Origin of the sequence: Paenibacillus taihuensis, assembly GCF_003386535.1 — a bacterium.
Lineage (GTDB): Bacteria > Bacillota > Bacilli > Paenibacillales > Paenibacillaceae > Paenibacillus_Z > Paenibacillus_Z taihuensis.
On sequence record NZ_QTTN01000002.1, the window covers coordinates 181,484 to 200,015 of the forward strand.

An 18,532-nucleotide genomic window follows, 5' to 3' on the forward strand; every position below is an offset into this window, starting at 1 on the left:
TCTTACCACGCTAAATCATTTGCGCCTTTGTAATCTGATTCCAACATATAAATGTCTTATATGATCCAAAAGGAATCAGAATTACAACAGCGAGCGGAATCCATCACTGGCAGCAGGCCTTCCCCTTCACAACTCAACTAGTCTTCGTCAATCTTCAACACAGCCATAAATGCTTCCTGCGGAACCTCTACGCTGCCCACCTGTTTCATGCGTTTCTTGCCTTCCTTCTGCTTATCAAGCAGCTTCCGTTTACGGCTGATGTCACCGCCGTAACACTTGGCAAGAACGTTCTTCCGCATCGCCTTAACCGTCTCACGCGCGATGACTTTGTTGCCGATTGACGCTTGTACAGGCACCTCGAACATTTGACGTGGGATAAGCTCCTTGAGCTTCTCGCAAATGATCCGGCCGCGGTTGTACGCACGATCGCGGTGAACGATAACGGACAGCGCATCGACCATCTCGTTGTTGAGCATGATGTCCATCTTCACGAGCTTCGATTGGCGGTAGCCGGATAGCTCGTAGTCGAACGATGCGTAGCCCTTCGTGCTCGATTTCAGTTGATCGAAGAAGTCGTAGACGATCTCGGACAACGGGATATCGTACGTCAGCGTTACGCGGTTCGTGTCCAGATACTCCATGTTTACGAATTCGCCGCGTTTGCCTTGGCAAAGCTCCATAATCGCGCCGACGAAATCGTTCGGAACGATAACCGCCGCTTTCACATATGGCTCTTCCACGTATTCGATCTTGCCGACTTCCGGATAGTTCGACGGGTTGTCGATCTCCAGCACTTCGCCATTGGTTAACGTAACGCGATAGACTACGCTTGGCGCCGTGGTGATAAGCGGAATGTTGAATTCACGCTCGATCCGTTCTTGAATAATTTCCATATGCAGGAGGCCAAGGAATCCGCAGCGGTAGCCGAAGCCAAGCGCTGTCGAGGATTCAGCCTCGTAACGAAGCGATGCATCATTAAGCTCAAGCTTCTCGAGCGCATCGCGAAGGTCGTTGTAATCTTGCGTTTCAATCGGATACAGACCGCAGAATACCATCGGGTTAATCTTACGGTAGCCCGGCAGCGCTTCAACTGCAGGCTTCTTCGCATCGGTAATCGTATCACCGACACGCGTATCCTTCACGTTCTTGATGCCCGCAACGACGAAACCTACGTCGCCGACAGCCAGTTCGCCTACAATCCCCATGCGCGGCATGAACGCGCCGACTTCGATAACCTCGAACTCTGCGCCTGTCGCCATGAAGCGGATTTTCTTGCCTGCTTTGATGCTGCCGTCCATGACACGCACGTACACGATAACGCCCTTGTACGGGTCGTAGTGCGAGTCGAAGATAAGTGCTTTCAGAGGCTCGTCCGGATCGCCGGTAGGCGCCGGCACTCTCGTAACGACCTGCTCCAAAATCTCTTTAATACCGATGCCGGCCTTCGCCGACGCCAGTACCGCGTCACTTGCATCCAGACCGATAACATCCTCGATTTCCTGCTTCACACGTTCAGGCTCTGCGCTCGGCAGATCGATTTTGTTAAGCACCGGGATAATCTCCAGGTTGTTGTCTAGTGCGAGATACACGTTCGCGAGGGTCTGTGCTTCAATCCCTTGCGCTGCGTCAACAACGAGAAGCGCGCCCTCGCATGCCGCAAGGCTTCGCGAAACTTCGTATGTGAAGTCGACGTGTCCCGGCGTATCGATCAAATTAAGGATATATTCTTCGCCGTCATCGGCTTTATAACCCAGTCGTACAGCTTGCAGCTTTATCGTAATGCCGCGTTCGCGCTCGAGATCCATTTGGTCGAGCACCTGCTCCTGCATTTCACGCGAGGAGAGCGCGCCGGTAAATTCAAGAATCCGGTCTGCCAGTGTTGATTTCCCATGATCAATATGGGCGATAATTGAAAAGTTTCTAATTCTCTTTTGCCGTTCACGTACGTCCGACATGCTTAACCCCCAGAGGAACCTTATTGCTAATCATTCTTGTTATTATATCAGTTTGCCTGAATACCATCAATCCGTTACCGATTCGAAAAATGAAACGACCATCCGGATCCCTTTCGACGAGATCGTTTGCAGCGCTCCAGCCGTGCCGTCTGCTACTTTATTGACCGTGGATTCGCTCTTCAGATCAGGAACTCCAGGCAGCCGCTTGTTCAGCTCCTCTTGCAGCTTAAGCTCGTACGCACGGCGTATCTCTTCATCCGTCCGTCCATGCTGAGCATCTGCAACCGTGCGGCGCTCAGGCACGATATAGATTTGATTTTCAGGCAGCTGCTCCTTCTGCGTCACGGTGCCGGATGAATCTGCAGGCAGCATCGTCGAAGTCATGCCCGCTTGCGGATTGACCGCTTCCGCGCCGCCCGCGCCATTAACCGGTCCATAAATACGCTCGATTCCGCTAGAAGCGAGATCGATACCGAACAGAATTACAAGCGCTGCTGCTCCTCCGACGATTGCCATTTTCAACGAATTCCGGCGCATAATCATTCTCACCTTTCCTAGTAGGGTATTAATTTATTTCGAAGTGGATACTTTCTCAGCATCCCAATAAATGTCCGAGATCACTTTGGCCAAAACGTCAATCGTGCGGTACGACTCCTTCAGCGTGTTGTCCACACCGCCGACTTCGATCAGCACGCTATGCGGGGACAGCGACTGATTATATTCGCCGTTGCCGCTTGCCTTCGTCTTGCCAAGCACGCCGCGCGAGAGGCCTGGATATTTCTTCTCGAGCTCTTCATGAATCTTGTTCGCGAGCGCTTCGTTCTGTTCCCAGTGCGGATTCGCAAGACCGATGACGAGGAACACTTGCGCATACGTAACGCCGTCAATGGTGACTGTCGTATTTTTCCGGCCGAGCGAGTCGCGGTGGATATCGAAGAAGTAGCTAAGGTTCTTGTCTTTCGCCATCGCGCTCACGACCGTTTGTTTCGAATATTTATAGGATAGGAGCCAATTGTAATTTTTAACCGTCGTCGAGTAATCTGTGGAGGATTGCAATGTTCCGATGCCGCCAGCCTTGAGCTGTGATGCGAGCCGTTTGCCTAAGAGTGTCACGTTCTTAGTCGGCGATTCCGCAAGCTTCTTGCTTGTAACTTCCGGGAACCATGATTCCCTATTGTGCGAGGAATAGATAAAGATGACGTTGCGTCCGCCTGTAGTCGGCTTGGCTGGCTCATCTGTCGTTGGCGTCTTGCCAGTGTCTGTCTCCGTCGTGCCTTTGTCAGGTACAGCAGGCGTATCATCTGTACTCGAATTATCTGCCGGTTCATCAGATGGCTTGTCAGCCGAATCATTAGACGAATCATCAGCCGTATCATCTGCCTTCCCGTTCGAACCGCCATCCTCTGTCAAATCTCCCGCCGGGTGATCCGGCCGATCCGAATCGCCGATTAAGCTGCCCGGATCCTCATCGCCTTCCGGCGGAACGATGTCGTGATCCTCTGACGTCGCACCGTTTCCTGTACCTGATCCAGATCGCAGGATGACGCTGCTCTCTCCGCCAAGCCCCGGATACTCGCTTGCCAGCAAACTAAGCGGGTCAGCAGGATTAATGTCTGTGAGCATTCTGAGGAGGAAGGTACTTACCTGCCTACCTGTGATGGACCACTTCTTGTTCTCTTCTCCATTGCCCGGCATCTCCATCGCCAGCATGTCCGAGAACAATCCGCTTGAAACCGAAGAGGTGAAGCCTCTCATCGAGGAGATCGGCGAGCTCGCCGTCTTCTCATGTATAATGACGCCAATTCCAACTACAAGAACAAGGATCATCGATCCGAGTGACAACAGGGCAAAGGTACGGGCCGTTACGAGCAGCTGACGCAAGCGAAGACTGCTCTTTCCAAGGTTAAACGTCATAATCAATCGCTTCATTTTGCTTCCTTACCTCCTAAATCCGTTATGGCGGGGATTCCCTTGAGCACGAGGCTAGTATCACTTTATGTAGGCGAATGATTTAATAGAACCGAAAGTTTAATAGAGTTCGAATGCAATTTACTAGAATTGCGAGTTTAATAGAGTCGCCTCTTCCCCTCGCAGCAAAAAAGCCCCACCCGCCATCTTGGCAGGTGGAGCTTCCATACAGCAGTTAAGCTGTGTCAGTGCGTATAAGCCGCTACGTTGTCCTTGTCGACGGCTTCGTGCAGTGCAGCGTTCAGGCCGCTCGCGACAATATTGGCGATATCCTCGATGAACTGGTCGATCTCCTTCGGGGTCACGAGCAAATCATGCCCGAGCGGGCCAAGCGCTTCGCGTACCAGCTGCAGCCGCTCGTTCTCGTCGATGGAATCGAGCAGTCCGAGGAATTTGCTGTCCGCATTATTGGCATGTTTCTTCAGATGCTCGCGCATCAGATCGATGCTGTTGCTCACAATCGTGGAAGCATAGAGCACCGTCGGAACACCGATCGCAATGACAGGCACGCCTAGTATCTCCTTCGTTAGCCCGCGCCGCTTGTTGCCGATACCCGAACCTGGGTGGATGCCGGTATCCGCTATTTGGATCGTCGTATTGACCCGCTCCAGCGCTTTGGAAGCAAGCGCGTCAATTGCAATTATCAGATCAGGCTTGGACCGGTCCACGATCCCTTGCACGATCTCGCTCGACTCGATGCCCGTAATGCCGAGGACGCCAGGCGCTACAGCACTCACGTTGCGGTAGCCTGGCGCAACCTCGTTCGGCATCAGCTCGAAGAAGTGCCGCGTCACAAGCGCGTTCTCCACGACGATTGGCCCGAGCGCATCGGGCGTCACGTTCCAGTTGCCGAGACCCACGATCAGCACTTTCGCCGTCTTGCTGACTCCGATCCGCTCCAAGAAAGTGGCAAACTCCTGCGCCAGCTTCGTTGCGACGCGATCTTGAAGGCCGGTGTCCTGCTTGCGCAGTTCGGGCACCTCGAAGGTAACGTAATGCCCGATCATTTTGCCCATAATCCGGGAGCCTTCCTCCGTTGTCACTTCCAAACGCGTTATCGTAATGCCGTCATCCTCCGAGACGTCCGACAAGACGCCTGGGACCGGTCCTTTTCCTCCGGATTCGGCTAATTCTTTCGCTTCCAGCGCCAAGTCAATGCCAGGGTTAAATTGCTGCAGATCAAGCTCGCTCATGTAATAAGGGCGCTCCTTCCATCGGTTTGTTATTATTGTGCGATGGGGCAGGATGAATTATTCGGCAATACCGCTTACAAACCGCGTTGGTACACATGGATTCATCGGTAAAGCGCTATTGCTTTTTGTCCTTGCCCATGATACACTATGTCAAGTTGTGTTGTTACAAAGGGTTTGCCCTTTTTACAGGAGGTGAATGCAATGCCAAACATTAAATCCGCTGTCAAACGCGTTAAGACTATCGAGAAGCGCCGCGCTTTGAACGCTTCGCAAAAATCAGCTCTTCGCACGGCCGTTAAAGCTGCTGACCTAGCTGTGGTTGCAACTGATGTAGATGCTGCTAAAGCAGCTCTGATCAATGCTACTAAGAAGCTGGACAAAGCTGTAACTAAAGGCCTGATTCATAAAAATGCAGCTGCTCGCAAGAAGTCGCGCCTGGCTAAAAAGCTGAACGCACTTAGCGCACAAGCATAATCGATCCATGAACAATTGAAAGTCCTGCTCCTCTCACGAGAAGCAGGACTTTTTTATTTGCTCGCCTTTATGCGGCGAGCGATAACAAGAACAGTTCCAAGCCCAGCGTCTTGTCGACGCGGCCGGTCTTCATGCTGTAATCAAGCTCGGCAAGCCGGCTCAGATGCTTGCCGAGCGTCTGCGCATTGAAGCGCTTCGCCTTCTCTGCAGCCAGCTTCACGGCATAGGGATGCAAGCCGAGCTGCCCCGCCATCTGCTGAGGCGAGTAATTGTGCTGCTCCAGCTCCTTCACTTGGAGCATGATGCGGAATTGCCTTGCAATGAGCGCAGCGATCTTGATCGGCTCCTCACGGCGCAGGAGCAGCTCTCCGTACAGCTTCAGCGCCCGCTCAACCTGCAGCGAAGCCATCGCGTCAATGAGCGCGAATACGTCTTCTTCGACCGTTGAAGCGATAAGCTGCTCTACATCCTCGCTGCTGATGCTGCCCCCGCTGCCCGCATGCAAACAGAGCTTGTCCACTTCATGCGCGAGCTGCTGCATGCTGGTGCCCGTTCTGGCGAGCAGAAGCTGCGCTGCGTCGCGGCTCATCGAGCGTCCCTGCTCCTCCGCCCGCTTCACGGTCCATTGCAGCAGCTCGTTCTCCTGCAGCTCCTGGAACGGTATGAGGGCGTCCAGCTCTTTCAGCTGCTTGACGACTTTACGGCGCTCGTCAAGCTTCTCGGCCATCACTTGAAAGACGATGACGCTCGTCTCGCAGGGCTGCTTCAAATAAGCGATGAGCGAATCAGTACTATGCTCAATCTTCGCTTCCTTCCCTTGCGCAGCAGCCAGCACAGAGCTGTCCCGAACAAGGACAAGCTTCCGCGATGCGAAGAACGGCATTGTATCTGCTTCTGCTACGACTTCCTCGACCGGAGTCTCCGATGTATCATATTTCACGATGCCAAGCTCCTGCTCGTCCGGCGGCAGCAGCCTTTCGGTTAATGCAGAAACGAACTGCCTCATCCGGTAACGGTCTTTCCCATATAGCACATAGACGGGGCGAAACTGCCCAGCTTTCCATTCCTTCTGCGCGTCCTTAAGCTCCATCTTGAACTCACTCCCCTTTGAACCAACACACTTACGATAGCGCCAATCGGCCAAAAACGCAACAAAGGGATGAAGACTGTTTCCAGCTTCATCCCTTTGTCCCCGAGCATCTATATAAACACCCGATCACAAACGGCCCATGGTACCGGTGTCGGATGGTCATACGATCGTCTTGGGGAGCGTATTTGACTGACTGCTTCCCTGCTTCTACAACATACGCAAACATCACGTCATGTGTGCATACGCCGGATTAATTTTTACTAGATTGTTCCTGTTCGGATGCGGACTTCACTTCGACGGCGAACATTCTCTTCGTGCCATCCGAGTCCTTCGTTTCATAAGTCAGCTCCTTGCTGTCCTTTGACCATTTCAAGTTCGCAATACCCGCGTGCTTCGTACCTTGGAAGACAAGTACACTATCCTGCACCGTATAGATCTCAATCCGATCCTGCACAATAAATGCTTGATATTGCTGATTCGGTGAGATTGGCGATGCAATGACGGTATTCGCCATATAATTGTTATCTAATTTCTTATCGTCGCTCGAGTTAGCCCCGCCAGCTTGGTTGTTAGATGCTTTACCGGCACCTGTGCTGTTTGTATTGCTGTCATTCGAAGCAATTGAGCTTGAATCGCTTGAACTCGCATTTGATCCCGCCGATGTACCACCATCGGATTTGCTATCCGAATTTGCGGCTGCTGTATCGCCGGATCCGCCGCTCTCTTCAACATTAGGCGCTGCTGCATTCGCAGTCGGCGCGATGTTAGTCGTATCGCTGAGCGCGAGCGGTGGCATCGTCTCCCCGTCCGGATCCACATTGCGCGATTCTTGATGGCTGTTCAGTTTTAACGCTTTTGACGTATTTGTCGTGCTATTCGACGTCGAATCGGTTGCTGCGCTTGTGTCTGCCGAATCGGCAGCACTTTCCGTCGTAACCGTATTCTGATTCGCCGCGCTATCATCTGCTGCTGATGAGTCGCTTGAATCCATACTGGAATTCGTTGATGACGTCGAATCCGCAACCGCTGCATCATCGGAAGCGACGAAGCTCTGATGGTTCGAGTTATTGTTGAACAGGAAGAACACAATAACAACAGCAGCGACCGCAGCAATGGCGCTGACCGAGTACCGGTTGGTCCACTTCCGTTTGTTAGCGCCTCTCTGAACGCCTTCGTCGATACGGTATACTTTTGCCGGTTCAGCCATAGTTGCATCTTCTTCTGCAGCTTCATCATGAAGATCAAGCTCTGCAAGACGAGGCAGTATCGCATCGACCAAGCTGTAGCTTGGCGTTACTTGCGGCAAATTCTCAAGTCCATCGTGAAGCAATTGAAGCCGATCCATCATCGCTGCACACTCTGGGCAATGCCTTGTATGAGTCATCAAGATTTCGGTCTCTTCGCCATTCAAGTCATCATCAAGTTGACGCTGCATATATTCTGTCACCTCTTGACAATTCATCCTCGGACACCCCCTCTCTGATAGTCATGCAAGTACGTTTGCAGCTGTTGTCTTGCCCGGAATAAATATGATTTCACCGTATTAAGCGGCAGATCCAGCGAATCTGCTATCTCGTTGTAGGAAAAATCCTGCAAGTACCGCAATACGACGACCGCCTTATGATGCTCGGGCAGCTTGTCAATCGCCTTGCGAATATCTTGCGCTGCGTAGGTAGAGAGCACCTCTCCCTCGACCGAAGTGTTATCCTGGAACACCATCTCATGCTCATCAATCGAGACAGTCGGCTTGTTCCGCCTGAATTTATCGATACATATATTCGTAACGATACGCTGCACCCAGGTTTTGAACTGTGCCTTCTCTTCATAGGTTCCAATCTTCGTATAAATTCGTATAAGTGCTTCTTGCGCCGCATCCATTGCGTCCTGCTCATTGCCAACAATATAGTAGGCTGTCCGATAGACGTGATTCTCAATCTCACGCAATAGAGTAATCAGAGCGTCGCCATCGCCGGCTTGCGCGGCTTTTATTAGGCCTGGCTCTACCACGGAGGATCCCCCCTCATGCACATTTATAGACGGAAAGGTTCGTTATAAAGTTGCAGTAATCTTTTATAAATTCTTTATAGAAATTTAAGTATACAGAATTTCTCAGAATTTTCTCAGAAATTCTCAGTAAAACTGCGGTTTTGCACCTATTGGCACACTACCTCAAAAGCATAGCAGAAAACAGAACAGCCGTACACCCTGCCAGGAATCTCCCAGTCGATGTACGGCATGCTGCGTTACTGTCTTAAATTCGAATTAATACTGAGCTTCCAAGTCGACGATGTTGCGGGCAGGCGCTCCTTGCTTACTATAATGTGCCAAATTATCCAAAATGATATCAAGAGCCCGATCCATATAAAGCGCTGTATCGCCAGCAATATGCGGCGTCACGATGACCTGCTCCAGCTTCCACAGCGGATGGTCCTGAGGCAGCGGCTCCTGCTCGAATACGTCAAGTCCCGCTCCGGCAATAACGCCGTTATGCAATGCATCGACAAGTGCAGCTGTATCCGTCGTTGCGCCTCTTCCAATATTAATGTAGCAAGCAGTGCGCTTCATCGCAGCGAACTCCGACTTACCGATCAGATGGCGCGTGTCGCTAGTGAGCGGCAAGCAGTTGATGACATAATCGCTTTGAGCCAGAACCTCGTGCAGCTTATCCATCGTATACATATGATCTACGAATTCAGCTGGCTCGCCGGATTTGCGTATCCCTAGCACATTCATGCTGAAGGCTTTGGCAATCTTCGCGGTCTCTAGACCGATCGCCCCAACACCGAGAATCGCAATTGTCTTGTGATGCGCTTCGCCCATTCCAGGCTCGCCCTGCCAAACGCCGGCTTGCTGGTTTCGTACATAAGCATGCACTTGGCGAGTCAAAGATAGGAGCATGGCAAATATCGATTCCGAGATTTGATACGGATGAACGCCAGAAGCGTTCGTTAACGTAACGCCCCGCTCCTTGATTCTATCGAGCGGAATGTGATCGACGCCTGCGCCGAGATTTTGTATCCATTTGAGTGACGAGCCTTCGGAATAGACGATTTTGAGCACATCTCTGTTGAAGCCCAAAATAATTTCGGCCTGCGCGAGCCGCTCTCTTGCCCCAGCCTGTTCCATGCTGCTAACATCTATGTAAGTCAATTCTGGAGCAGCCGCTTCTATTGCTCTAACCTGCGCTTCCTTGAATGGATGTACTGAAACAATCGTAGCCATCTTGTATACCTCCCTCCTTCATCGTGCACAAAGATTACCATTCACTGCCAGACAGTGTCAAACACCTTTTTTGATGTGAAAACATAAAAAACAATTGGACAACCTATTAAACCCGAGTATAATACTAGGTATATCGCCATCGAAAGGGGTTAGGCCATCATGAATCAGAACAGTCAGCAATGGAACCAGCGATGGGTTGACGATCATTTGGATATGTACAATTACGCTGTGCAAATCGGCGATATCGAATGGCAGCAGCAGCTGCTCATCGATATGCGAAACAAGGAACAGCTCCTTCGTGAGGAAGCTCTGAATGTAGCCAAGGAAGAGCTGTGGGAGCAGTTCAACACGGTTAATCATAAAATGATGGAGCTTATCGCCAGGCGCAAAGTTTGCGCAAGCTCTGATGAAGATATTACGATCAAGGAGCTCATCGAGGATCTGAAGCAGCAGCGGATCGAGCTGGCGAAACAGATCAAGAAGATTTGCTCATAGGTTACATAAGATTAAAATGCAGTCCCCGTTCACTAGTGCATGGGGATTTTTTGATGTGCGGATCTGCCTGTTTGCTGAAGATAGCGGTAAAGCTCCATCGTTATAGTTTACGTCTCTCAGACAGGTTGCCGTCAGAGCCGACACGGAATTGGATTTCGCCATCTAAGTCGGTGCGGTTGATATGAATGCCCGCCGCTTCAAGGCGATTAACTACTTGGTCGGCCGGATGGCCGTATATATTGTTGCGGCCGACTGAGATGACAGCTGTATGAGGCTGCCAGAATGCTAGCCATTGATCGGAGGTGGAAGTCTTACTGCCGTGATGCGAGATTTTCATGACGTCGATTGGCGTTGATATGGTGGTGTTAGTAGTGTTGGCAAAGGCTGAGTTCAGCCGCTTAAGCTCTGATAAAATCTGCTGTTCTTCCGCTACGTCTGCATCCCCTGTGAATAGGAACTGGCGGTCGTACAGTCGGAGAAGCAGTCCGACGCTGTGTCCATTCTGCTCGTCTACTTCGGGAATGCTGCTTGTAAGAGCTTCATCAGTGGGCAACGGTGTGTTAAGGATGGAGACGTTCGAATGCGAGTCGAGTCTCCAGCTAAGTCCCGCTTTTGCTTGATAAAGCGGGATGTTCTTATGAAGTGCTGCACGAAGCAGCGTGAGTGCATCAGTGGAGCTTTTGTACGATCCGTTCCAAAGTATCGCTTTTACCGGGATGTTTGTGAGGACAGCCAGCAGCCCTTTGATATGATCGCTGTCCAGATGCGATAGGACGAGCAAATCGATATGATGAACGCCTCTCTGCTGGAGAAGCGGAACGAGCAGCTTCTGCCCGACCTCGTAAGGATCTCTGCGCTGCCGCCATGCCTCGCGATTGCCGAACTGAACAGTCCCTCCGCCATCGATGAGTATGTGCTTGCCGCTAGCGGAACGAATTAGAATAGAGTCGCCTTGCCCGACATCTAGAAACTGAACATAACCGCGACGGTCGAAAAAATCCGGGTTGTATGCCCATAAGAGCAGAGCGGCTAATGATATTGAACCGAACAGGAGCTGCAGCTGGTTTATCCGCCTTCTGAAGCGAGAGCCTGCAGGTTCGAGTTGGATGAATGACGTAGAATGGCTCCCCGCTTCCTCGGTTGAAACGGTTATCTCTCGGTGATGAATTCGGTTCAGTGTCGAGAAAACGAGCAGCAAAGACCCGTAGCAAGATACTACCCACCAAAGCGGGGGCGTCGCCCAGATGAGCCGGAAGCTGCTCCAGCTGCTCAGCTTTGCAACGAATGCAAAGGTGAGCTCATTTCCAATTGCCGCTGTATGTGCCACGAGCATGCCTGCGGGATGCCACATGCTGTCCAGCAGCATGGATGCACCGCCGAGCGGCATGACAATGAAGCTGATAAACGGTACCAGGACGAGGTTCGCTGGCGTGGATAATAGATGCAGCGAATTGAAGTAGTACAAAGTGAGCGGCAGAGATACCGCCTGCGCCACGATCGTGACGGCTAGCAGATCCAGCAGCGCTGCCTGCCATTTGTGTTTGCCGCGAGGTAAGCAGCGGCGGATCGGCGTAACGCCGAAGATGAGACCCGCAGTGACGAGAAACGACAGCTGAAAGCCGACGTTTCCCAGCATATGCGGGTCCCACGCGAGCATCGCGAGCGCGGCGGCTGCAAGGAGATGCAGCCCGTCTTTTAGCTTGTGCATGCGCGCCGCAGCCAGGCCGAGCATCGCCATAATGCCGGAGCGGACCACCGACGGCGAGGCGCCAGCGAGGAGCACGTAGAGCGGCACGGCCGCAATGAGCAGCAGGAGCATGCGCTCTCTTGTCATGCGAAGCATGCGCAGCAGGCCGCCGAGCACATAGAGGAAGACAGCGACGTGCAAGCCCGAGATGGCCAGTATATGCGTAAGCCCCAGCTGCGCGAACTGGCGGTATAAGGCGGGATCGAGATCATCGGTTATGCCGATGACGAGGCCTTTCATGTACCCGGCCTGGATGCCCGGGTACAGGGCGTCCATACGCCTGCCGAGCGCATCGCGCACGGCATCCATGCCCTTCAGCAGCGCCGCGGCGTTATAGCGCGGCCCGGCGCTGGCGGTTAGCGCAGAGGCTCTGTCTGCGCTGAACAGCCAGTGGATGCGCTGGCTGTTCAAGTATCGGCGGTAGTCGAAGCCGCCGAAGTTGGTGGCAGCGGCAGGCGAAGCCAGCTCGCCAGCCGCGGTAACGCGCTGTCCGCGACGCCACTTGGCCGCGATCGCGAGCTCGCTCTCTTCCGCAAGCCGCACCTGCAGCTGCATGCGTTCACCGCCTAGCTCTCGCCGCTGCGCCTCGCTCGCAAGCTTAACCATGTCGACCTTCACCACCAGCTGTACAAGGTCTCCATCCACTTCCGGCGGTGCAGCGATAACGCCTGCTATCTGCGCCGGATAAGTGACAGAGCCCGTCGGGACAGCCTCCACCGCGGAGGCAAGCGCTGCCGGAAGTCCCGTCACATTGCGGGCATCTGCCCACATCCGCTGCCCTGCCGCACAAGCAAAGGCTGCCATGCAAGCGGCAGCCAACTGCCAAGATGCTTGGCGCATCAGCATCAGCGCCAGCAGTGCAGCCCAAACAGCCGCCCCCGCCAAGTAAGTGCCGGGGTTCGTTAAGCCCGCAGCGGCGCTGCTGCCGAGCACCCAGCACACCGTAAACCAAATAAGCGGCCTTCTCGCCATGCTCAGCCCCTCCTCTCTTCTACAAAACCCGACCAATTCACCTCATGTGTGGTAAACCGGTACCACTCTTCACCGGAATTCCGTCTTTTCCACCTCATGTGTGGTATCCAGTACCACTCTTTCCCGGAATTCCGTCTTTTCCACCTCATGTGTGGTATCCAGTACCACTCTTCACCGGAATTCCGTCTTTTCCACCTCATGTGTGGTATCCAGTACCACTCTTAACCGGAATTCCGTCTTTTCCACCTCATGTGCGGTATCCAATCCTAGTCTAACGGATGTCACGGCGCCTAATTGGCTCCTTAAGCCCATCTAAATTTTCTAACGGTTGTCAGCGAGCTTTATTTGGTGATTTCCCGCTGAGAATCGAGTATTTCGCACTAAATAGCCGCAGTCACAACCGTTACCATTTCAAAAGACGCGTTTTTCACGAAATAGCCGCTCAAACAACCGTTAGCGAATATGATGAATACCCCTAGAGGGTATGAGCCATGTTGAAAAATCTGCATCTCTGCCATTCCTGCTTATGCATCTGCTGAGATGTGGATTTCCAACAAAAAAACCTCCAACCTCACCTAACCCTCCCTCACTCGCGGGAAAGTCCAGATGCAGCCAGAGGTTCTTCCTCATTAAAGCTGTTATTGCCTAGGAAATAATGTTCATGCCCGCTTGAGCCGGGGGCTCGTAGGAGGCGAGATTGCGGAATGTAATTCCTTTTAATTGCATAAGTGCATTAACCTTATCACTGTCCTTCGAATACGCGCGGTGATAGACGATCTCGACGACGCCGCTGTTTGCCAGCATGTTCGCGCATGTCCAGCATGGCTGGTCTGTCACGTACACGGTCGAGCCTTCACGGTCGATCCGGTCGGTGAATAGCAGCAAATTCTGCTCCGCATGAATGGTCCGGATGCAGCGCTGCTTTTTGATCATTTTCTCTTTATCGCCATCAACCTGCATTTCGTATTCTTCCACGATCATGCAGCCGTCTTCGGAGCAATCCGAGACTCCCATCGGGGCGCCGTTATACGCGGTACCGAGCAGCTTCTTTCCTTGTACAAGGACAGTCCCGACATGCCTGCGCGGGCATCTGGATCGAGTCGATACCATATAAGCGATGTCCATAAAATAAGTATCCCAGTCTTTTCGCATGTTGTCTTGCATGTTCATAGCCATTTCTACTCGTCTTCCTCCCTGAGAGTTCTGCGCCAGCTTTTGCACATGTACGGGCTCCAAAACGTATGATCATTAGTAAGCTAATTCTTTCTATTGTCGCACAATCATGGCTGCAGAACAATGAAAGACTTCAGCTTCTCAAGCAGCTTCGGGCCAATTCCTTTGACGCGGAGCAAATCATCGGCACTATGATACAATCCGTTTTGTTCCCGATCTGCCATAATCGCCTTCGCTTTCGACGCGCCGATGCCCGGCAGAGCATCCAATTGCTCTACCGTTGCATGATTAATATCGACCTTACCATCAGATGAAACCGTCTCACCACCATCATCTTTCGCACTTGCACCAGTTGCACCAGCACTCACCCTCGCACTTGCACTCGCATTCGCACTCACCTTCGACCTCGTCTGCTGCCTCTTCTTTTCATCATTTTTAGCAGCATCTGCGCTACTATCCGCAACCTTCTCAATCGGCCCAATTGTTTGCTTCACCTGCTCATTCACTGCTGCCCAGCCAGGCTGTCCATCACGCTCCGGCCGATACAAAGCGGTGCACACCAGCGCGACAGCTGCAATGAGCAAACCAATAATCAACAGCTTCTGCGGATCTAGCTTCATCCTTGCTTGAGTTCTCATCGAACTACCTCCCCGGAGCGAACAAAATCTTTTATGCTCAATTCGGTCATGTTGGCCTTGCCGCCATGCATACCGTAGTAAGAGCGATAGATTGATCTACGTATGTTTTGTCTTGGAAACAAACTGTGCTGAATGCCGCGCCAAACGTATCCTACGGATACTACAGCGCCACAGGAGGGATTGCGATGAATGTCGGGTTTATCGGGATTGGGAGCATGGGCAGCTTGCTCATCGATACGTTTATCGGTTCGGGAGCGCTGAAGCCATCGCAAATTACCGCCAGCAACCGCACTTACTCAAAAGCAATGGCACTAGCCGACCGCCATCCCGGCCTGCAGGCTGTCCCTTCGAATCGTGATGCGGTCATCGATCAAGACGTTGTTTTTCTATGCATTAAGCCGATGGAATTTAAGAACGTACTGGACCAGATCCGGGATGTGGTCCTTCCTCACCAGCTAGTGATCTCGATTACAAGCCCCGTGCTGCTCGAGCAGCTTGAAGATGAATTGAATTGCAAAATCGCCAAAGTCATTCCGAGCATCACCAATAACATGTGCAGCGGCGTCACCTTGTGCATGTACGGCAATCGGATGACCGATGCCGACATCATCCGCCTTAATGGCCTGCTCTCCTATATCAGCGAGCCGCTTCAGATTGAAGAACAGCATCAGCGAGTCGTCTCTGACTTATCGAGCTGCGGTCCTGCCATTATGGCGTTCCTGCTGCAGCGATTCATCGATGCAGCCGTTGAGGAAACCGGCATCTCCCGCGATCAGGCAAGAGTCGTCGCCTCCGAGATGCTTCATGGTACCGGTCAGCTGCTCACGACAGGCGGCATGACGCCGGAGGAGCTGCAAGCCCGCGTATGTGTGCCGGGCGGTATCACGGCACAAGCGATTGCCTTGCTAAATCGAGAGCTCGATTGCGTGTTTAATCGACTGATCCGCGTCACCCACGCCAAATACGAAGAGGATCTGGAACGCGTATCCGTCTCACTATACGGCAAAGAGGTGAACGGCCCTTAGCGCATGCTTTGCGCCAAGAGGTCGTTCACCTCTTTTTTCATTCCATTATCTTAGAGCTCGTTAGTTGGCTGGCTCACTAGCCGACAACGATGTTTACGAGCTTGCCTTTTACAACGATGAGTTTGCGAACGGTTTTGCCGGCAATCGCTTCCGCGACTTTCTCCGACTCCTTCGCGATTCGCTCCATCTCAGCTTCGTCTGTATCGGCTGCGATCGAGATGCGATCGATGATCTTACCATTCACTTGCACGACGATTTCAACCTCTTGGTCAACCGTGAACTTCTCTTCATACGTTGGCCAAGCTGCATAAGTGAGCGAGTCGTTATGACCCAGCTTCGACCACAGCTCTTCCGCGATGTGCGGTGCAAGAGGTGCCAGCATCTGTACGAAGCTCTCCATCGCTTCACGCGGCAGCGATTCCGCTTTGTACGCGTCGTTGACGAAGATCATCAATTGGCTGATCGCCGTGTTGAAGCGCAGATTCTCGTAATCGTCCGTCACTTTCTTCACGGTGCGGTGCCATGTGCGCTTGAACGCCTCGGATCCGGCTGCATCTGCTCCGATCTTCTCGACCAACTCGCCATTGTCACCAATAAACAAGCGCCATACGCGGCCGAGGAAGCGGTACATGCCTTCTACGCCGTTCGTATTCCAAGGCTTCGTCGCTTCCAATGGTCCCATGAACATCTCGTACATCCGCAGCGTATCTGCGCCGTAAACGTTCACGATATCATCCGGATTGATGACATTGCCGCGAGACTTACTCATTTTCTCATTGTTCGTGCCAAGGATCATACCTTGGTTCACGAGCTTATAGAACGGCTCTTTCGTATCAACTACGCCGATATCATAGAGCACTTTGTGCCAGAAGCGCGCATACAGCAAGTGAAGAACCGCATGCTCGGCGCCGCCGATGTACAGGTCAACCGGCAGCCATTCCTTCTGCTTCTCTTTGGAGCACAGCTCCTGATCGTTATGCGGATCGATAAAGCGCAGATAGTACCAGCAGCTGCCCGCCCATTGCGGCATCGTGTTCGTCTCGCGGCGAGCTTTCATGCCCGTCTCAGGATCTACTGTTTCTACCCACTCTGTCACGTTCGCAAGTGGCGATTCGCCTGTGCCGGATGGTTTGATTTGATCCACGTCAGGCAAGAGCAGCGGCAATTGATCTACCGGAACCGGCTTCATTGTGCCGTCCTCCAAATGGAGAATCGGGATAGGCTCGCCCCAGTAACGTTGACGGCTGAACAGCCAGTCGCGCAGACGGTACGTCACTTTGCCTTGACCTTTGCCTTCTGCTTCCAGCCATTCGATCATACGTGCGATCGCTTCTTCGTTGCTCAATCCGTTCAAGAAGTCGGAGTTCACGTGTGCGCCGTCGCCGCTGTACGCTGCTTCGTTCACATCGCCGCCCGAAACGACTTCGATAATCGGCAGGTTGAACTGTTTTGCAAATTCCCAGTCGCGCTCGTCATGACCTGGAACCGCCATAATTGCACCAGTTCCATAGCCTGCAAGTACATAATCCGCGATCCAGATCGGCACAAGTGCGCCGTTAACCGGATTCACTGCATAAGCACCTGTGAATACGCCAGTCTTATCTTTGTTCAAGTCTGTACGCTCAAGATCGCTCTTCCGTGCAGCCGTCTCTTGGTAATCCTTAATCGCAGCGCGCTGCGAGTCTGTCGTAATCGCATCAACAAGCTCATGCTCAGGAGCAAGTACGCAGTAGGAAGCACCGAACAGCGTATCCGGACGTGTTGTGAACACAACGAGCGATGCGTCGTGGCCGTCGATTGCGAACGTCACTTCTGCACCCTTCGATTTGCCGATCCAGTTGCGCTGCATGTCTTTGATGCTCTCTGTCCAGTCCAGCTCTTCCAAGTCTTCGAGCAGACGCTCTGCATATTCCGTAATGCGAAGCACCCACTGGCGCATCGGCTTGCGGATAACCGGATGGTTGCCGCGCTCGCTGAGGCCGTTAATAACTTCCTCGTTCGCAAGAACAGTGCCAAGAGCCGGACACCAGTTCACCGGTACCTCAGCTACATAAGCAAGACCCTTATTGAACAGTTGGATAAAAATCCACTGCGTCCACTTGTAGTAATCCGGATCCGTCGTGCTGAACTCGCGGTCCCAATCGTACGAGAAGCCGAGCGACTTGATCTGACGGCGGAAGTTGTTGATGTTCTTGACCGTAATTTCACGCGGGTGCTCGCCTGTGTCCAGAGCGTGCTGCTCTGCCGGGAGGCCGAATGCGTCCCAGCCCATTGGGTGAAGGACGTTGTAGCCGCGCATTCTCTTATAACGCGATACGATATCTGTTGCTGTGTAGCCTTCCGGATGGCCTACGTGCAAGCCTGCGCCGGACGGATACGGGAACATGTCTAGTGCATAAAACTTCGGCTTCCCTGCATCCTCTGTCGTTTTGAACGTTTTGAACTCATCCCAATAACGCTGCCATTTCGGCTCAATAACGAGCGGGTTATAACCCTGCTGCTCTTGGCGCTCCTGTGTCATAACGATTGCCTCCCATTTCTCTATACAGACTTCTTTCTTGCGAGAAAATAAAAAAACTC

General features: G+C 52.6%; 15 protein-coding genes. 3 read left to right on the plus strand and 12 right to left on the minus strand.

The window, feature by feature from the left end; genetic code table 11:
- Window positions 1-137 precede the first annotated feature (137 nt).
- From lepA to gpr, 4 genes are all read right to left on the minus strand, one after another.
- Window positions 138-1,955 (minus strand): translation elongation factor 4, encoded by a 1,818-nt coding sequence (lepA, locus tag A8990_RS03000; RefSeq protein WP_116187534.1) that lies wholly within the window; start codon window positions 1,953-1,955, stop codon window positions 138-140.
- A gap of 66 nt (window positions 1,956-2,021) precedes the next feature.
- Window positions 2,022-2,492, minus strand: a complete 471-nt coding sequence (locus tag A8990_RS03005; protein ID WP_147306758.1) for a hypothetical protein — start codon at window positions 2,490-2,492, stop codon at window positions 2,022-2,024.
- Between the two features lie 33 nt (window positions 2,493-2,525).
- Window positions 2,526-3,884: a stage II sporulation protein P gene (spoIIP, locus tag A8990_RS03010; RefSeq protein WP_116187536.1), complete on the minus strand. Its 1,359-nt coding sequence runs from the start codon at window positions 3,882-3,884 to the stop codon at window positions 2,526-2,528.
- A 224-nt stretch (window positions 3,885-4,108) separates the two neighbouring features.
- The gene (gpr, locus tag A8990_RS03015) at window positions 4,109-5,116 is read right to left on the minus strand and encodes a GPR endopeptidase (protein ID WP_116187537.1); all 1,008 of its coding nucleotides are present in this window, start codon (window positions 5,114-5,116) and stop codon (window positions 4,109-4,111) included.
- A gap of 201 nt (window positions 5,117-5,317) precedes the next feature.
- Here gpr and rpsT point away from each other — a divergent pair, with 201 nt between their 5' ends.
- Window positions 5,318-5,590 carry a 30S ribosomal protein S20 gene (rpsT, locus tag A8990_RS03020; protein WP_090573642.1) on the plus strand — a complete coding sequence of 91 codons (273 nt, stop codon included), beginning with the start codon at window positions 5,318-5,320 and terminating at the stop codon, window positions 5,588-5,590.
- A gap of 67 nt (window positions 5,591-5,657) precedes the next feature.
- Here the strand turns inward: rpsT and holA are convergent, their stop codons facing one another.
- The 4 genes from holA to A8990_RS03040 form a co-directional block, all read right to left on the minus strand.
- Window positions 5,658-6,680, minus strand: coding sequence for a DNA polymerase III subunit delta (gene holA, locus A8990_RS03025; RefSeq protein WP_116187538.1), 1,023 nt, complete (start codon window positions 6,678-6,680; stop codon window positions 5,658-5,660).
- Window positions 6,681-6,930: 250 nt separating this feature from the next.
- The gene (locus A8990_RS03030; RefSeq protein WP_116187539.1) at window positions 6,931-8,142 is read right to left on the minus strand and encodes an anti-sigma factor family protein; all 1,212 of its coding nucleotides are present in this window, start codon (window positions 8,140-8,142) and stop codon (window positions 6,931-6,933) included.
- The gene (locus A8990_RS03035; RefSeq protein ID WP_116187540.1) at window positions 8,139-8,687 is read right to left on the minus strand and encodes an RNA polymerase sigma factor; all 549 of its coding nucleotides are present in this window, start codon (window positions 8,685-8,687) and stop codon (window positions 8,139-8,141) included. The genes A8990_RS03030 and A8990_RS03035 overlap by 4 nt, the downstream gene beginning before the upstream one ends.
- Window positions 8,688-8,942: 255 nt before the next feature.
- A complete protein-coding gene (locus A8990_RS03040) occupies window positions 8,943-9,902 on the minus strand; it encodes a D-2-hydroxyacid dehydrogenase (protein WP_116187541.1) in 960 nt (319 codons plus the stop codon).
- Between the two features lie 159 nt (window positions 9,903-10,061).
- On the opposite strand from A8990_RS03040, the gene A8990_RS03045 reads away from it, so the two are divergent.
- On the plus strand, window positions 10,062-10,397 hold the full coding sequence (locus A8990_RS03045) for a hypothetical protein (RefSeq protein ID WP_116187542.1): 336 nt from the start codon (window positions 10,062-10,064) through the stop codon (window positions 10,395-10,397).
- Between the two features lie 100 nt (window positions 10,398-10,497).
- On the opposite strand, the gene A8990_RS03050 is transcribed toward A8990_RS03045, so the two are convergent.
- The 3 genes from A8990_RS03050 to A8990_RS03060 all read right to left on the minus strand — a co-directional run bounded on the left by A8990_RS03050 (window position 10,498) and on the right by A8990_RS03060 (window position 14,927).
- Window positions 10,498-13,116 carry a DNA internalization-related competence protein ComEC/Rec2 gene (locus A8990_RS03050; RefSeq protein ID WP_116187543.1) on the minus strand — a complete coding sequence of 873 codons (2,619 nt, stop codon included), beginning with the start codon at window positions 13,114-13,116 and terminating at the stop codon, window positions 10,498-10,500.
- A gap of 645 nt (window positions 13,117-13,761) precedes the next feature.
- Window positions 13,762-14,280 (minus strand): deoxycytidylate deaminase, encoded by a 519-nt coding sequence (locus A8990_RS03055; protein ID WP_116187627.1) that lies wholly within the window; start codon window positions 14,278-14,280, stop codon window positions 13,762-13,764.
- Between the two features lie 116 nt (window positions 14,281-14,396).
- Entirely contained in the window at window positions 14,397-14,927 is a 531-nt protein-coding gene (locus tag A8990_RS03060) for a ComEA family DNA-binding protein (protein ID WP_116187544.1), read from the minus strand.
- A gap of 185 nt (window positions 14,928-15,112) precedes the next feature.
- On the opposite strand from A8990_RS03060, the gene comER reads away from it, so the two are divergent.
- Window positions 15,113-15,952, plus strand: a complete 840-nt coding sequence (comER, locus tag A8990_RS03065; RefSeq protein ID WP_116187545.1) for a late competence protein ComER — start codon at window positions 15,113-15,115, stop codon at window positions 15,950-15,952.
- A gap of 76 nt (window positions 15,953-16,028) precedes the next feature.
- Here comER and leuS read toward each other — a convergent pair whose 3' ends face one another.
- Entirely contained in the window at window positions 16,029-18,473 is a 2,445-nt protein-coding gene (gene leuS, locus A8990_RS03070; RefSeq protein ID WP_116187546.1) for a leucine--tRNA ligase, read from the minus strand.
- Window positions 18,474-18,532 lie beyond the last annotated feature (59 nt).

What these genes read in the sequence shown, in the direction of transcription:
- lepA (WP_116187534.1), bottom strand. Translation starts at nt 1,955, where the DNA reads ATGTCGGACGTACGTGAACGGCAAAAGAGAATTAGAAACTTTTCAATT.
- A8990_RS03005 (WP_147306758.1), bottom strand. Translation starts at nt 2,492, where the DNA reads ATGCGCCGGAATTCGTTGAAAATGGCAATCGTCGGAGGAGCAGCAGCG.
- spoIIP (WP_116187536.1), bottom strand. Translation starts at nt 3,884, where the DNA reads ATGAAGCGATTGATTATGACGTTTAACCTTGGAAAGAGCAGTCTTCGC.
- gpr (WP_116187537.1), bottom strand. Translation starts at nt 5,116, where the DNA reads ATGAGCGAGCTTGATCTGCAGCAATTTAACCCTGGCATTGACTTGGCG.
- rpsT (WP_090573642.1), top strand. Translation starts at nt 5,318, where the DNA reads ATGCCAAACATTAAATCCGCTGTCAAACGCGTTAAGACTATCGAGAAG.
- holA (WP_116187538.1), bottom strand. Translation starts at nt 6,680, where the DNA reads ATGGAGCTTAAGGACGCGCAGAAGGAATGGAAAGCTGGGCAGTTTCGC.
- A8990_RS03030 (WP_116187539.1), bottom strand. Translation starts at nt 8,142, where the DNA reads ATGAATTGTCAAGAGGTGACAGAATATATGCAGCGTCAACTTGATGAT.
- A8990_RS03040 (WP_116187541.1), bottom strand. Translation starts at nt 9,902, where the DNA reads ATGGCTACGATTGTTTCAGTACATCCATTCAAGGAAGCGCAGGTTAGA.
- A8990_RS03045 (WP_116187542.1), top strand. Translation starts at nt 10,062, where the DNA reads ATGAATCAGAACAGTCAGCAATGGAACCAGCGATGGGTTGACGATCAT.
- A8990_RS03050 (WP_116187543.1), bottom strand. Translation starts at nt 13,116, where the DNA reads ATGGCGAGAAGGCCGCTTATTTGGTTTACGGTGTGCTGGGTGCTCGGC.
- A8990_RS03055 (WP_116187627.1), bottom strand. Translation starts at nt 14,280, where the DNA reads ATGCAAGACAACATGCGAAAAGACTGGGATACTTATTTTATGGACATC.
- A8990_RS03060 (WP_116187544.1), bottom strand. Translation starts at nt 14,927, where the DNA reads ATGAGAACTCAAGCAAGGATGAAGCTAGATCCGCAGAAGCTGTTGATT.
- comER (WP_116187545.1), top strand. Translation starts at nt 15,113, where the DNA reads ATGAATGTCGGGTTTATCGGGATTGGGAGCATGGGCAGCTTGCTCATC.
- leuS (WP_116187546.1), bottom strand. Translation starts at nt 18,473, where the DNA reads ATGACACAGGAGCGCCAAGAGCAGCAGGGTTATAACCCGCTCGTTATT.